This is a genomic window from Flavobacterium circumlabens (genome assembly GCF_004345565.1).
Taxonomy (GTDB): Bacteria; Bacteroidota; Bacteroidia; order Flavobacteriales; family Flavobacteriaceae; genus Flavobacterium; species Flavobacterium circumlabens.
Genome location: NZ_SLWA01000002.1, coordinates 1 through 14,151 on the forward strand (window position 1 = coordinate 1; position 14,151 = coordinate 14,151).

At 33.7% G+C, this 14,151-nt stretch carries 15 protein-coding genes; 6 read left to right on the forward strand and 9 right to left on the reverse strand.

Annotated features, from left to right (window positions below; translation table 11 throughout):
* Positions 1–120 precede the first annotated feature (120 nt).
* Positions 121–2,151 (reverse strand): S41 family peptidase, encoded by a 2,031-nt coding sequence (locus EV142_RS04630; RefSeq protein WP_132033206.1) that lies wholly within the window; start codon positions 2,149–2,151, stop codon positions 121–123.
* 284 nt (positions 2,152–2,435) lie between these two features.
* Positions 2,436–3,518, reverse strand: coding sequence for a glycine cleavage system aminomethyltransferase GcvT (gene gcvT / locus EV142_RS04635; protein WP_132033209.1), 1,083 nt, complete (start codon positions 3,516–3,518; stop codon positions 2,436–2,438).
* Positions 3,519–3,751: 233 nt separating this feature from the next.
* Between gcvT and EV142_RS04640 the strand changes: the two genes are divergently transcribed.
* The 3 genes from EV142_RS04640 (at position 3,752) to EV142_RS04650 (ending at position 5,861) form a co-directional block, all read left to right on the forward strand.
* Positions 3,752–4,600, forward strand: a complete 849-nt coding sequence (locus tag EV142_RS04640; protein ID WP_132033211.1) for an NAD(P)H-hydrate dehydratase — start codon at positions 3,752–3,754, stop codon at positions 4,598–4,600.
* A gap of 105 nt (positions 4,601–4,705) precedes the next feature.
* Positions 4,706–5,488: a HipA family kinase gene (locus tag EV142_RS04645; RefSeq protein WP_132033213.1), complete on the forward strand. Its 783-nt coding sequence runs from the start codon at positions 4,706–4,708 to the stop codon at positions 5,486–5,488.
* Positions 5,478–5,861, forward strand: a complete 384-nt coding sequence (locus EV142_RS04650; protein ID WP_132033215.1) for a DUF3037 domain-containing protein — start codon at positions 5,478–5,480, stop codon at positions 5,859–5,861. Before EV142_RS04645 ends, EV142_RS04650 begins: the two co-directional genes overlap by 11 nt.
* Before the next feature lie 183 nt (positions 5,862–6,044).
* On the opposite strand, the gene EV142_RS04655 is transcribed toward EV142_RS04650, so the two are convergent.
* Entirely contained in the window at positions 6,045–7,154 is a 1,110-nt protein-coding gene (locus EV142_RS04655; protein ID WP_132033217.1) for a pectate lyase family protein, read from the reverse strand.
* 230 nt (positions 7,155–7,384) lie between these two features.
* Here EV142_RS04655 and EV142_RS04660 point away from each other — a divergent pair, with 230 nt between their 5' ends.
* Positions 7,385–7,954 carry a Crp/Fnr family transcriptional regulator gene (locus tag EV142_RS04660; protein ID WP_132033219.1) on the forward strand — a complete coding sequence of 190 codons (570 nt, stop codon included), beginning with the start codon at positions 7,385–7,387 and terminating at the stop codon, positions 7,952–7,954.
* Between the two features lie 210 nt (positions 7,955–8,164).
* On the opposite strand, the gene EV142_RS04665 is transcribed toward EV142_RS04660, so the two are convergent.
* Positions 8,165–8,671, reverse strand: a complete 507-nt coding sequence (locus EV142_RS04665) for a GNAT family N-acetyltransferase (protein WP_132033221.1) — start codon at positions 8,669–8,671, stop codon at positions 8,165–8,167.
* A 132-nt stretch (positions 8,672–8,803) separates the two neighbouring features.
* Positions 8,804–9,610 carry a hypothetical protein gene (locus EV142_RS04670; RefSeq protein ID WP_132033223.1) on the reverse strand — a complete coding sequence of 269 codons (807 nt, stop codon included), beginning with the start codon at positions 9,608–9,610 and terminating at the stop codon, positions 8,804–8,806.
* Between the two features lie 487 nt (positions 9,611–10,097).
* Between EV142_RS04670 and EV142_RS04675 the strand changes: the two genes are divergently transcribed.
* On the forward strand, positions 10,098–11,003 hold the full coding sequence (locus EV142_RS04675) for a hypothetical protein (RefSeq protein ID WP_132033225.1): 906 nt from the start codon (positions 10,098–10,100) through the stop codon (positions 11,001–11,003).
* Between the two features lie 115 nt (positions 11,004–11,118).
* Here EV142_RS04675 and EV142_RS04680 read toward each other — a convergent pair whose 3' ends face one another.
* Positions 11,119–11,667, reverse strand: coding sequence for a HutD family protein (locus tag EV142_RS04680; RefSeq protein WP_132033227.1), 549 nt, complete (start codon positions 11,665–11,667; stop codon positions 11,119–11,121).
* A gap of 85 nt (positions 11,668–11,752) precedes the next feature.
* A complete protein-coding gene (locus tag EV142_RS04685; protein ID WP_132033229.1) occupies positions 11,753–12,007 on the reverse strand; it encodes a helix-turn-helix domain-containing protein in 255 nt (84 codons plus the stop codon).
* A gap of 181 nt (positions 12,008–12,188) precedes the next feature.
* On the opposite strand from EV142_RS04685, the gene EV142_RS04690 reads away from it, so the two are divergent.
* Positions 12,189–12,659: a JAB domain-containing protein gene (locus tag EV142_RS04690; protein WP_132033230.1), complete on the forward strand. Its 471-nt coding sequence runs from the start codon at positions 12,189–12,191 to the stop codon at positions 12,657–12,659.
* 98 nt (positions 12,660–12,757) lie between these two features.
* Here EV142_RS04690 and EV142_RS04695 read toward each other — a convergent pair whose 3' ends face one another.
* Both EV142_RS04695 and EV142_RS04700 read right to left on the reverse strand, forming a co-directional pair.
* Entirely contained in the window at positions 12,758–13,813 is a 1,056-nt protein-coding gene (locus EV142_RS04695) for an LPO_1073/Vpar_1526 family protein (protein WP_132033232.1), read from the reverse strand.
* Between the two features lie 2 nt (positions 13,814–13,815).
* The gene (locus EV142_RS04700; protein ID WP_132033234.1) at positions 13,816–14,043 is read right to left on the reverse strand and encodes a hypothetical protein; all 228 of its coding nucleotides are present in this window, start codon (positions 14,041–14,043) and stop codon (positions 13,816–13,818) included.
* Between the last annotated feature and the right edge of the window lie 108 nt (positions 14,044–14,151).

The window sequence follows — 14,151 nt, forward strand, 5'->3', positions numbered from 1 at the left end:
AATCTAAGAATCTAAGAATCTAAGAATCTAAGAATCTAAGAATCTAAGAATCTAAGAATCTAAGAATCTAAGAATCTAAGAATCTAAGAATCTAACCCCGATAGCTATTGTGGGCTAAAATCATTTATATCCATTAAACTCTGTAATAATATTCACTGCTTCATTTAAGTACGGATTTGTTTTAAGATTGTCTATCTGGTATTGATTTATGGTTTTTTCAGTTGGATAAACGCCCAGCAAAAATTGGTTTACAGTTGAATTATAAACATCAAGCGGATTGTTATCATCGTTAAAAGTGTGAATTTCCGTCCAGAGGGAGTTTATTACCTTTTTTTGTTCAAAAATAGCATCCAGAGTCATTGGAATTTCTGATTTTGGGACATTTATCAACTGATCAATTTTCTGATTGATTTTTTTGATGTCATTAAAATAATAATTATCTGCTAATCGTACAGAACTGTTTTTTGCTATTTTATCGATTACGTTTCGTTTTACATAAGTCTTATACTTTAAAAAAGGGGCAAGGCTGTCGTTTTTAATGGCAGTTGGAAAATCACTTTCTTTTTGATAAACATCTTCATAAAACTCCGGAAGTACAACATCTGGGGTGACACCAATATACTGATGGCTTTTGCCGGTAACCCGATAGAATTTATTAATGGTAATTTTCACAAAGTCAGTATTTTTATTTTCGTCAAGCGAAAGAATCGTTTGCATTGTTGCTTTGCCGAGTGTAGTACTGCCTAATAATAAAGCGCGGTTGTAATCCTGTAAAATGGAAGAGAAAAATTCACTCGCCGAAGCTGTATTGCTGTTAACCAAAATTACGATCGGACCTTTGTAAATAAGTCCTTTATACGGATCATTGATCACAGATGCAGCTTGTTTATTGTCAACAACAATAGAAAGCGGACCGTAATCAATAAACATTCCGGCCAATTTTATAGCTTCTTCCATAGAACCGCCGCCATTGTCAATTAAATCAATGACTAAACCTTTTATGTTGTCTTTTTCCAGCTTTATAATTTCGCGTGCAACATCATCGGCACAGCCTTTTCGACTATTCCCGTCTAAATCAGCATAAAAGCTTGGAATCTTGATATAGCCAATTTTACTGTCCTTACCAATTATAAAACTAAAAACAGAATTATCCTCATCTTTCATGACTTGCTTTTCGACGTAAACATCAAAGCTTTTACCGGAATTTCGTTTTAAGGTGAGCACTATATTTTTATTCGATTCTGATAAAATCATAGTCGAAACAGATTCTAATGAAGCACAGGAAACCTGCAACGTTTCCTTCTGATTGGAAACGGAAACAATCTGATCTCCTTTTTTGATTTGTCCTGTTTTAAATGCCGGGCCATTCGGATCGATTTCGTCAATTATAATTTCATTTTTTTCGTTCAGATTGACGGTCATTCCCAACGATAAATGTTCTTTTGACAAAGAAGCAACAAAACTTGATTTGGAATCATCACTAAAATAGGCCGTATGAGGATCAAAATAAGTGCAGAAGAAATTATATAGTTTTTCTTCCTGTGTACTTTTTTCTTCCAGGAGGGTATTTATCCTGCAGATTTCATTAGTCAAAATCATATTTTTTGAAGCCGATTCAATCGATTTGAAATTGCTTTTTATGGAATCTAAATTGTCACTGGTTTCTGCAATATCATCCAGAATCTGATAGCGGAGTTTCTTAACCCATACTTTTTCCAGGTTTTCTTTTTGGAGATAAAAAGCAAATGCTTTTTTGTAAAACCGGATCGTATCTTTTTTAGTATAGTCGATCGGTTCTGCCTGGATCTTTTGCAGAACCGCTTTGGTTCTGAGAAGTCCGGCTTTATATTTAGAGTTTATATCGGCTAAAAAACTACAATCATTCTGGAGAATCAAATCGTCTAAGTTTAAGCGATATTTTTGAGACATTTCATTGTATTCATCCAGAAAAAAGATATTTCGGGAAGGATCTAATTCATTGATAAGATTATCAAAAACAAACATTGACAAGCTATCGTTTACAGGTTTCGGACGAACATGCTCAGTCTGAATTAATACATTGATTTTATTTAGTATTTCGCAGGTTCTGTCGCTATTCTGACTAAACAGGGCATTTGTTGTCAATATAAATACTAATATTATTTTTTTCATAAAGGAGAAAGTCATCGTTTACACTAAAATTACGGTTATTTTTTGATAAACGACAGTAATTTCTTTAAAATGTCGGAGACTCCATAATTTTATCTGACAGCAGCAACATCAGGTAAAATTTCCGGTTAAATAAAACAGCCGGAAATTCACGGATTTTATTTAAATGAACTGTGAAATCTTTTAATTCATGATCTCACTGCAAAAAAAATGCATTACACTTTTCGGTGTAATGCATTTATAAAGTAAACCTCAATTAATCGTTGAAAATTAAGGTTTTAAAAAATCTATTTTTTATAAAATGGTAATTTTACCACTTTGGCAGGGACATCATTTTTTCTGATTCTGATAAAGATATCGTTATCAATCGCACTGTTGTTTACGGTAACATATCCTAAACCAATTCCTTTATTCATCGATGGAGACATTGTTCCTGAAGTTACAACACCAATTACAGCACCAGCTGCATCAACAATTTCGTAATCATGTCTTGGCACTGCACGTTCCTGCATTTCAAAAGCGACTAATTTTTTAGTAACGCCTTCTTCTTTTTGTTTTTTCAGGCTTTCAGAATTGGTAAATTCCTTATTGAATTTTGTAATCCATCCTAAACCTGCTTCAAGTGGGGAAGTCGTATCATTAATATCATTTCCGTACAAACAGAAACCCATTTCAAGACGCAACGTATCACGCGCAGCAAGTCCTATTGGTTTGATTCCGAAAGCAGCACCGGCTTCAAAAACCTTATTCCAGATCGCTTCAGCATCGGCATTTTTACAATAAATTTCAAATCCGCCAGAACCGGTATAACCTGTAGCAGAAATAATTACATCATTAAAACCTGCAAAATCAGCCACTTCAAAATGGTAATAAGCAATAGCCGATAAATCTATAGAAGATAAGGACTGCATGGCTTCAACCGCTTTTGGTCCCTGAATGGCCAATAGGGAATAGTCATCGGAAAGGTTTTTCATTTCAATACCCAAATCATTGTGTGCTGCAATCCAGTTCCAGTCTTTTTCGATATTAGAAGCATTTACAACAAGTAAATATTCTTCTTCTTTCATTTTATAGACAATAAGGTCATCCACAATTCCACCGTCGTTGTTCGGTAAACAAGAATATTGCGCTCTTCCGATTGTTAGAGTCGAAGCATCATTTGAAGTTACTTTTTGAATTAAAGCCAGAGCATTCGGTCCTGTCAGTAAAAATTCGCCCATATGCGAAACGTCAAAAACGCCTACGCTGTTACGAACTGTTTCATGTTCAGCATTAATACCTTCATAAGTAATTGGCATATTATACCCGGCAAAAGGCAGCATTTTTGCTCCTAAACCTTCATGTATGTGCGTAAGCGCAGTATTTTTCATTGTGTTGTTTTATAAAATTGTGTCGCAAATTTATTTAAAAAATATCGAAATATACTAGTCTAAATTATAAAATCCGTAAAGATTAAGTCTGATTTCTTGCTAATTCGCTATTTCCTTTGCTTTTTTGAACGGAAAAAAGGAGGACGGATTTATCTTCATAAGCAAAACTTTTTTATATAAGAAAATTCTTCTCATAGATTTTTTTGTAATTTTAAAAGCGCAAAGCAAATCAGATGAAAGTACCACTTCAGATCACAAAACAGGAAATTTTAACTTTTTACAAACTTATAAATCCTCTAACACATAAAGGAATTCAGGGTCATGCAGTAATTATCGGTGGGAGTTATGGGAAAATGGGAGCCGCGGTTTTAGCCTCAGGAGCATGCCTGAAATCCGGTTGCGGACTGGTGACTGCTTTTATACCAAAATCCGGTTATGCCATACTTCAGATAAGTAATCCTGAAGTTATGGTGCTTACTGATGAAAATGAAAATTTTATTTCCGGAATAAATTTAAAAATACAGCCGCAAGCAATTGGAATTGGTCCCGGTCTGGGACAGGAAAAACAGACACAGCAAGCATTTTTAGAGTTTTTAAATACCAATAAAAGTCCTTTAGTTGTAGATGCCGATGCCTTAAATATTTTGTCACTGAATAAAGCCTGGCTTAGTTTATTACCCGAAAATACTATTTTAACACCGCATCCGAAAGAACTGGAACGGCTGATAGGCAAGTGGGGTTCCGAAACTGAAAAATTTGAAAATACAATTGCCTTTTCAGAGCATTATAAAGCTATTATTGTAATGAAAGGCGCACCGACCTTTATCATCAACCAAAGTAAAATTTACCAAAATACAACCGGAAATGCAGCCTTGGCAACCGCAGGAAGCGGAGATGTTTTAACCGGAATTATTACGAGTTTTTTAGCACAGGGGTATTCACCAGACCACGCTGCCAGACTTGGCGTTTTTATTCACGGATTAACAGCAGACATTGCACTTCCGGAAACAGGTTATCAGTCTTTTATCGCGTCTGATATTATTAAAAATCTGGGAAAGGCGTTTTTATCTTTGGACTCTTAGTTTGCCAATATTTTTTGGAATGTAGAATTGCTCTGATTTTTGGAATTTTAAATTATAAAATCAGAAATCTAAATTCGTAAGTTTGTATTTCAGTAAATACTGCTTATGAAAAACAATTTTGACCTGAGAACGGTAAATGTAACACGTTATATTACTCCTTTACGCGAAGGCGGTTCTTTACCAGCTTTGGCAGAGGCTGACGACGATTTTAAATATGTCTTAAAATTTAAAGGAGCCGGACATGGTGTTAAAGCGCTGATTGCCGAACTAATCGGCGGACAAATTGCTAAAGCTTTACAATTGCAGCTTCCGGAATTGGTTTTTGCCAATCTGGATGAAGCGTTTGGGAGAACAGAAGCCGATGAGGAAATTCAGGATTTACTGCAGGGAAGCCAGGGATTGAATCTCGCACTTCATTTTTTATCCGGTGCCATCACTTTTGATCCTGTCGTTACTACAGTTGATGCTAAATTGGCTTCACAGATAGTGTGGCTGGATGCTTATATCACCAATGTTGACCGTACTTTTAAAAATACCAATATGCTGATCTGGCATAAAGAATTATGGCTTATCGATCATGGTGCCTGTTTGTATTTTCATCATTCCTGGAACAATTGGGAACAGCATGCCAAAAGTCCGTTTGCGTTGATAAAAGATCACGTATTATTACCCCAGGCTTCTCTTTTAAAAGAAGTTGATACCGAATTTAAAGCACTTCTGACTCTGGAAATTCTCGAGGAAATCACCAATACAATTCCGCTCGAATGGCTGCAATGGGAAGATACTGAAGAAACTCCTGAGGCCTTGCGCAATGTATATTTACAATTTTTACTTACCCGATTAAATCATTCCGAAATCTTTGTAAACCAAGCTCAAAATGCAAGATAATCACTTATATGAGTATGCCGTAATTCGTGTGGTACCAAGAGTGGAGCGCGAAGAATTTCTAAATATCGGAATCATTTTGTTCTGCAAAAGAGCTAAATTCATTAAGGTACTTTTTCATATTAATGCCACTAAGATTGAAGCACTTTCGGATGATTTTGACATTGAACAACTGGAATGTAATTTAACTTCATTAGAGAAAATTGCTAACGGAGCCAAAGATGGCGGCCCGATTGCACAAATGGATATTCCGTCGCGTTTTAGATGGTTAACGGCGATCAGAAGTTCGGCAATTCAGACTTCAAGGCCACATCCCGGACTTTGTCAGGACTTGGAAAGTACTATTCAGCGTTTATTTTCAGAGTTGGTGCTTTAAGAGGAAAGAGTATAGAGGAAAGATGAAAACTGGATTGTTTTCTTTCTAAAAAAAATAACCACGAATTACAATAATCTTACGATTGTGTAATCCGTGGTTAAAACTAAAACTAACTAACTCAGATTTTTATAACCGTAATTTCAGTTAAATGATTTGAAATTAGGGCAATAAAGATTTTCTACATTAAAACGAACCGCAGGTATTTCCTCCTAATGTTGCACCCGCACCACCGGTAACATCTGCTTTAACAGCAGCTGCGGTAAGTGTTACGATAGAGTAGGGAGGTGTAAAAGCCGTTTTGCTTCCTGCTGTATTTCCGCTTGTGTTTGTAAAAATGTTGTCAACTGCTGTAACTGCTGTATAACCAGTCATTAAATCGATAGGCGTTTTTACACCTTCGAAAACATTTTTTTCTACGCGAATATCAGCTTCAAAACCAGCTGCGATACATTTGTTACTTACTGTGCTGTTGAAGTAACTATTGATAATATGCACTTTTCCAAAACGAACTCTTGGCATTCTTTCTTTACAGCCAGGAGCCCACCAGCAACGGGCAAAAGTAATTCTCAATTTTCCACGGTCTCCTGTAGCACCGTCACTTGAACCAATCAGGTTGGAATACCTGTGATCGTCAGAACCTCCTGAACCTCCTGCTTTTGGTGGTTTCAGGTAATGGAATTTAGAATAAGTAACCGAAATATAATCTGATTTGTTTTTGATGTCAAAGTTTCCGTCAACACCATCTCTGAATTCGCAGTGGTCAACCCATACATTTGTGCATTCGTCAAGAATAGCATTATCCCAACCGTCAGTATCATAAGCACCGGGACCTTCAAAAATTAGGTTTCTAATAATGATGTTTTTACATCTTTTAATATTGATGATACCCGAAGCATCTTTGGTTTGATTGGTAGAAACCAATTTTGCACCACTTGTTCCGTAGATGGTCTTACCAGTCTGATCCTGAAATGACAATCTTGTGGTAACCGTAATCGTACCGCTAACTTTAATAACTTTTACAGCAGCATTTTCGATAGCTGATTTTAATTGAGCGTAAGTCGTAACTGCCGTCTCTGCCGAAGTTCCTCCTCCGGTTGTTCCGCCATTTTGAGAGGCCCATCCCGGAACCTGAGCACAGTTTCCTACTTTGGCGGTTACGTCGCTTCCTGCAGAAGTTGCAGATACAATACTGTTTTCATCATTTTGTGATGAACCAATTTCTTCGGTATTACATGCTGTAAAACCGAAGACCAATGTTAGTAAGAACACTGAGATTTTTGATTTAAAATTCATAATTTAAGTTTGGGGGTTTATAAAATATTTAACAATACAAATCTGCGGATAATTGCACTTAAAAAAGTTGAACAAGTTCAATGTTTTGAAAAAAAATCCGTAAAAAATGTTTTTTTAACAATTTTTAAGTGACAAAAATGTCTAAAAACGGTATTTTTGCGTAATCGATTACATTAATTTTTAATTCATTCCAATACTTACGCCCCAAGTAAGAATAAAAATAAAAACACATGTACAACCCCCTCAGATTAAGTATTGAACGCAAAATTCCATTAACAGATGAAGAATGGAAATTTGTCGTTGAAAAAGCCGAGTTTATCAAACTCAAAAAAAATGAATACCTTCAAATTCAGGATTCAAACAGTTCCTACGAAGGCTTTATTTTAAAAGGTGCTTTCAAAACCTACATTTTGAACGACAACGGCACCGAAAGTGTTATTTTTTTCTCCTTCGAAAACGAATGGATGTGTGATCTCGAAAGTTTCTATCATCAGAAGCCCACCACCTACAATATCAAGGCGATAGAAGACAGCGAAATCCTGGTCATTAGCAAGACAAACAAAACACTCTTGTTTGAGCAAGTGCCAAAGCTCATCCAGTTTCATATTATTATGGTCGAAAAAGCGAACATTGCCATCCAGCAAAGACTTATAGATGTTTTAAACAAAACCTCCAAACAGAGGTATCTGGAGTTTATCGAAAAGTATTCACACAAAGTGGATAAGATCAACAATAGAAATCTGTCATCTTATCTTGGTGTCTCACACGAATTTTTGTCGAAGATTAAAAAGAGGTGCTAAGGTTCAAAGGTACAGAGTAAACAAAGGTTCAAAGGTTTTCAGTAGAGGCGCACAGCAGTGTGTCTAACGTATTATTTGAAAAATCACGCAAAGGCGCAAAACCGCCAGGAAAATAAAACTTTGCGCCTTTGCGTGATTATAAAATTCAGTTTAAAAAAAAACCTTGCGAATCTTTGCGTAACCCTTTGCGAACTTTGCGGTTAAACCCGCCTAGATTTTCTTTTCTAAAAAGATAAACTCCAATGGCTGATCTGAAATATTAATATGAATATCGCTTGAAGGAAAAGATTCCCTTTCGCCGGTTTCAACATAACCGTGGCGTTTGTACCAGGCAATAAGTTCCGCACGAACCGAAACAACCGTCATAAGAATACTCGACAATCCCAAAGCTTTAGCATGCTTTTCACCTTCAGCCAGCATCTTTTTGCCGATGCCGCCATTTTGCAATTCAGGCGAAACGGTCAGCATTCCCAAATACAATTGATGTTCTTTTTCCACCAGTAAAACCGAACCGATGATTTTGTCGTTCTCGGTATATTTCAGAAATGTATTTTTAGGTTCAGAAATGATTTCCGTTAATTCTTCTTCAGTCGTTCTTTTTCCTTCTAACAAATGGGCTTCGGTAGTCCAGCCTTTTTTGGAAGTTTCGCCTCTATAAGCAGAATTGATTAAGGTTAATAATGCCGGAATGTCTTGTAAGGTTGCTTTTGTGATCATTGGTATTAAAATGGGCTGTTGTTTTATTTTTCAAAGGTAGAGAAAAGACTGGGAAAATAGCTGTATTTAGAAAATCAGAATAGATACAAAATGCCATTGAGCTAAATAAAAAAAGCGCAAAGTCAGGGACATTTAACATCTAAAGATAGGTTCGCTGGAATATATTCCGGCTTTTGTGTAATCTACAGTAAGTTCATAAGTTGTTTGTACCTCTCTGTCTTTAACGATGTACGAAAGGGCACCATCGATAACAACACGTTTTGAGTAATTTTTTTGTAACGTTACGATAGTAACAAAAACTTTATTATCTACATAACTATACAAATATGTAGCACTTTGCGGGTTGGTAACCACTACCTGAAGATAATTACCATCAGGTTGTAATTGGTTCAGTCTTTGTGTATAAAATCCGTTTTCAACTTCTTTGATGTCACGACCGATTTCATCGTAAAAAATAGCTGTTACGGTACCATTAGGGGCTGTGACTTTCGAAATGAATCCATCATTATTGATGACCGCAACAATGTCAGAATAATAAGTATTAATAACTTTATCGGCATCATTAAAATCGAATTTCGAAATATTTCCGATCAGTTCATTATCAATATATTTATCTATTGAATGCAGTCTTCCTTTGGTATCATAGGAATAACGTCTTTCTCTGAAGTTTTCTTCTACATCGTTACCGCTATCATCTTTATATATATCAGAAACTAACTCCTTAACCAGATGTTGTGGTTTTGTTTCAGCTAACTTTCCTGTAGTTTTTGCCGTGCTCTTTTTGGGCACCAACTGTATCGCCGGTTTAAATTCTGTTTGATTTGGTAATCTTGGATCTGCTGCCTCGGGAGTAGTTATTGTTGCATTTTCTTCACTTGAACAGCTCGGAAAAAACAGGGGTAAAGCAATAAGTAAAATTCCTAAAGTAATTTTCTTCATGTGGTATTGGGATTGATTTATAATTTGTAGGAAAGGTAATGTTTTATAATTAGCTGCCAAATAAAATCAGGTTTCTGATGTGATCATTCTGGCTGTAACAGTTGTAAATAAATAGATTTTTAAAGTGGTATTTTTGATTTTAGATTAAGTAAATAGCAGTATGTAAAATGTGTTGCTAAAACTACAGCCATTCCAATATTCCAATAGATATTGAAGTAGGCAAACGGATTGTAACATTCGCAACAACTATTAAATTCAGTTTTTTCCGGTAATTTTAAAAATATATTTCATTTGTTTGCTAAAATTAATGTCGCGATTTCGAAAGGTTCTCTTTTTGCGTTCACGAGTGGGAGAGATTCTTTGTTAATTTTTGTATAAAATCTTTATAAAGAAAATACCTGTTATTGTCTTTAATTTTTTAAGTTTGTCTCGAAAAAAAATAGTCCAAATTAAATTAAATTCCTCTTTTAAAATCCTCAGAAAAAGTATGAAATTTCAAAAATTATCATTGTTACCATTGGACTTAATGGTTTTTTCTCTTTATTCTTGCTCATCAGATGATTCTTCAGAATCAGATCAAGAAGTCGTAATAGTTACTCCGGCAGAAGAAAAGTTAGTTTCAGTTTCCAATCCTTCAGGCAGTAATATGGCCTATATGCAGGACAAACAAGAGTTTAAATACGACGATCAAAAACGAGTTAATTTAGTTGGGTATTATTTTTCTATATCTTATGTAAATGATGAATTGATTGAAACCAAAACATTAGGAGATGATGTATCTAATGCTGATATCGAAACGAAATCATCGATTACACTAAAAAATAAAAATATTACTTCTATTATCTCTAATACAGTTTATAAAAGAACTACTGGAGAAACGTATAGTATCGAAAGGGATTCTACAGTTTACAGCTATGAAAATGAGTACATTTCTAAGATTGTACATTACCAAAAACGATCTATTACTGGTGATGGAAAATATCGTTTGGAGAGAAAAATGGATTTTCAGGTTACTAATGGCAATATCACGCAAGTTAAAACTAATGATCCATATAACGGCATCGTGGTTACCAATTACACTTATGATAATACGCCAAATATTTTAATGGGAGATTTTGCATACGAAACACCATTATCTTTAGTTAGAGGATATAATATTCTAATGCATGATAAACTAGGAAAAAGAAGTGCAAATAATATTGTTACAATGGAAAATGTATTTACAGAAACACCGTTTCAAATATGTTATGAAAAAATTAGTTACAAAAGAGTTTTAGATAAATCAGGAAGAATTAAGGAAATTTTGTTATCAGGTAACTCTATTACTAGTAATGCAGCTTATTATCCTCTTGGCAATTTTAAAGATGAAAAAGTAATTTTTGAGTATAAATAAATAAAAATAAGTAAGTTGAAAGGCTTTATTCAAACTTTTACTAGTTTGAATAAAGCCTTTTTATTAAATGCTATTCAAAAACTTTGCTCTCTATGGATTTTTAATATATTATCGATTAAAAATCCAATCTTCCAAAGAGGCATTCATTAGAAAAATGAATCATTATGGTTTCCTTTTTTTTATTTTCAATCGCTAATAAATCATAAGGTTCCAGATGATACGGCTTCTCATTAATTTTAATAACTGTTGTATGTAAAGAAAATAAAAGGATGATCTGAGCATTACAATTCTGATTACGATCTGTTATTTGGAGTTTGGGATTCGATATTTTTTCAGAAACCATCCAGTTAAAATCAATCCCTTTTGTATAAGAAGTTACTTCATCATCCGAATTAAATTCCATGATTTCATATTTCTCGTATACTTTTTTCTCTTTGTTTATCTCAATACGTAAGGAGTTATCAAGCATAACGAGATATCGGTGATAGCCCTTAAATTTGGTAAACGCTGAAGGGACTTCCGTTATTGTAGCACTGCTTATTCTGAATACAAAATCCCTATCGCCATAGCGTGCTGTTTCCGGATAGATCATGTATTCGTATGTCAATCCGCCACTCCAAACAGAGGCTGTAGTTTCTTTTTTAGGAAAAAGACGTAGGTTCATTTTTTAGTATTTTGAAATGAATGTCGGGATTTTGAAAGTTTTCTGTTTGCGTTTCCGGCGTAGAAAGTTCATTCTCTGGATAGACTTAGGAGTTAAGTTTATTTATATCGAAATCAAAGTCAAATAAATCTTTTGCACTAATATTCAATCCCTTCATTAATTCGAGCAGCGTCTCTAAAGTTACATTAACTTCTCCCTTTTCAATTTTACTAATGTAGCTATGATCAAGATCGCAATTCTGTGCAAGTTCACGATAACTCAACTTCTTTTTCTTTCTATAGGCCTCTAAATTTTTACCAAAAAGCAATAAAAAACTGTTTTTTATATCTCCATTTATCATAATCAGCATTTTTAAGCAATTTGGAAATTACAAACTATAAAATTGTGGTATTATAATACCACAATTAATATTTTTTGCTATCTTTGTTTTTGAATTTAACTTCTCTAAGTTGTTAAAAAAATTGAACAGTTTACTTAGGATTTTGTTTTCAAAACTCAAATTTCAAAACCAATTTATTATTATGGAAACGATAAAGGAAAAACAAGATTGGAGAATTGCATCAGAAGTTGAACTGATTTACAAAACCAAAGTAAAAGCCTCTGAACGACCTCACATCACTTCGTCTGTAGCAGCTTATAAACTGGCTTTAAAATCCTGGAATCCCAATAAAATAGAGTTTTTAGAACAGTTTAAAATTCTTCTGCTCAATAAGTCAAATAGAGTGCTGGGGATTTATGAAGTATCTACAGGAGGTATAACATCAACTATTGTAGACCTTAGATTATTATTTACTGCGGCGCTTAAAGCAAACGCTACTGCTCTTATTATGCTGCACAATCATCCATCAGGTAAAACACGTCCCTCTGCTGCCGATAAAAGGATTACTAAAAAAGTAAAGGAAGCAGGTATTATTCTGGATATAGAAGTTGTAGATCATTTAATTATTAGCCCGGAAAGCTATTACTCTTTTGCGGATAATGGTATTATATAAACATTATGGGTTTTTATTGAAATATTATTCTAAATTGTCCATCTAATTTATTTTTCGTTGCGTTCACGAGCGGGATACTAGAGCTAGCGGGGGAAAGTTTATTTTATCCAAATATTTGCATCTATGTCTAATCCAGTCTTTCTTTTTAAATTCACTATTGCAAGCATTATTCCAACAGAAGTTGTATTCATAGTACATAAATATGATTCTTTCCAAACTTTAATTAAGATTTCTAATTTAGGCTCAAGCTCTATTACAAGTTTTGTTGCTTGATCAATATTCATTGTGGATTCATTCAGTAATGATTTGAATGAGGATAAATGAATATTATTTGGTTCTAACTCATTTAATCTTTTTTCCAGAGCAATTTCATCCATTGCATTAAATTGATATAAAGTTGGATTATTTACGCAATTAATGATTAAGGAATTATACTTTTCGTCACCATTTGTGATTTGTTCAAATATTGATTTTTCAAAACCATTTGAAAAAAGACCTTTATATTTATTAAGTAATAGATTAGCAAAGTTATCATCAGGTATTCCAAAGCTTCCACAACATCCGGTATATTCTAAGTGTTTATAAACTGCATTATTTGGAGTAATCTGCTCAACAAAGGGTGAAAAGTATATTTCTAAATAATTTTTAAATGTTAATCGATCTGTAATTTGATTATTTTGTGTTTCATGAATCAAGAAAACAATTGTAAGAATGTCTAATTGCTCATTAGTAAGTTTTGGAAGAATTTCTAAAGATTCATTTAAAACTATCTTTTTTAGAGATTGTGAATTTTCTTCAACTCTTCGTATTAATATATCTATTAGCATTTCTTCTAGATTCTTTTCACCACTTTTAGCATATTCTTTTTGAGCTGTAAAAATTGCATATTGTATGTCTGGATCCTGAATTTTATTAATTTTTAAAGGATCTCTATCAATTATTCTTTTTAAAAAATCATCAATTAATTCTTCAGCCCTCTGTTTAGCAATAAATGCAGCCGATTGTGATAATTCTAGAAAGTTTGATTTAAATACATCTAATGCTATTTCTTTTGCGTCTGAATAATTTATCCCATTATTTATAACAACATTTTGTCCTTGAAGATTTGTTGAATCTGATCCGCCTTCTTGTTTTAGATTTTTTTTTCCAAACATAATTAAAGATTTATATTACCACCTGCTTGGTAGTTTGTTGAGTTTTTTCCACCTTTTTGCCTCATTTTGGTTTTACTATCATTATCATTATTAAAAAATAAAACTAAAAGAGTACCTGTTAAGCTTAAGGTACTAATCAATGGCTCCAGTGTCTGATCCATATATAACCATATTACTGAAGTTAAAAAAGCTAGAATGTTTAATAATATAATGATAGTTTTGATTTTCATTTAATTATAATTATGAATTTTAAGAAATAAAGTCAGTAATATTAATCAAAATTTTTACTCTATCTTATTATAAGAATAAAAATAAGCCTCAGAATACAAAATAAATTC

Coding starts and splice junctions, on each gene's coding strand:
- EV142_RS04630 (WP_132033206.1), bottom strand. CDS start 2,151: ATGAAAAAAATAATATTAGTATTTATATTGACAACAAATGCCCTGTTT.
- gcvT (WP_132033209.1), bottom strand. CDS start 3,518: ATGAAAAATACTGCGCTTACGCACATACATGAAGGTTTAGGAGCAAAA.
- EV142_RS04640 (WP_132033211.1), top strand. CDS start 3,752: ATGAAAGTACCACTTCAGATCACAAAACAGGAAATTTTAACTTTTTAC.
- EV142_RS04645 (WP_132033213.1), top strand. CDS start 4,706: ATGAAAAACAATTTTGACCTGAGAACGGTAAATGTAACACGTTATATT.
- EV142_RS04650 (WP_132033215.1), top strand. CDS start 5,478: ATGCAAGATAATCACTTATATGAGTATGCCGTAATTCGTGTGGTACCA.
- EV142_RS04655 (WP_132033217.1), bottom strand. CDS start 7,154: ATGAATTTTAAATCAAAAATCTCAGTGTTCTTACTAACATTGGTCTTC.
- EV142_RS04660 (WP_132033219.1), top strand. CDS start 7,385: ATGTACAACCCCCTCAGATTAAGTATTGAACGCAAAATTCCATTAACA.
- EV142_RS04665 (WP_132033221.1), bottom strand. CDS start 8,671: ATGATCACAAAAGCAACCTTACAAGACATTCCGGCATTATTAACCTTA.
- EV142_RS04670 (WP_132033223.1), bottom strand. CDS start 9,610: ATGAAGAAAATTACTTTAGGAATTTTACTTATTGCTTTACCCCTGTTT.
- EV142_RS04675 (WP_132033225.1), top strand. CDS start 10,098: ATGAAATTTCAAAAATTATCATTGTTACCATTGGACTTAATGGTTTTT.
- EV142_RS04680 (WP_132033227.1), bottom strand. CDS start 11,667: ATGAACCTACGTCTTTTTCCTAAAAAAGAAACTACAGCCTCTGTTTGG.
- EV142_RS04685 (WP_132033229.1), bottom strand. CDS start 12,007: ATGATAAATGGAGATATAAAAAACAGTTTTTTATTGCTTTTTGGTAAA.
- EV142_RS04690 (WP_132033230.1), top strand. CDS start 12,189: ATGGAAACGATAAAGGAAAAACAAGATTGGAGAATTGCATCAGAAGTT.
- EV142_RS04695 (WP_132033232.1), bottom strand. CDS start 13,813: ATGTTTGGAAAAAAAAATCTAAAACAAGAAGGCGGATCAGATTCAACA.
- EV142_RS04700 (WP_132033234.1), bottom strand. CDS start 14,043: ATGAAAATCAAAACTATCATTATATTATTAAACATTCTAGCTTTTTTA.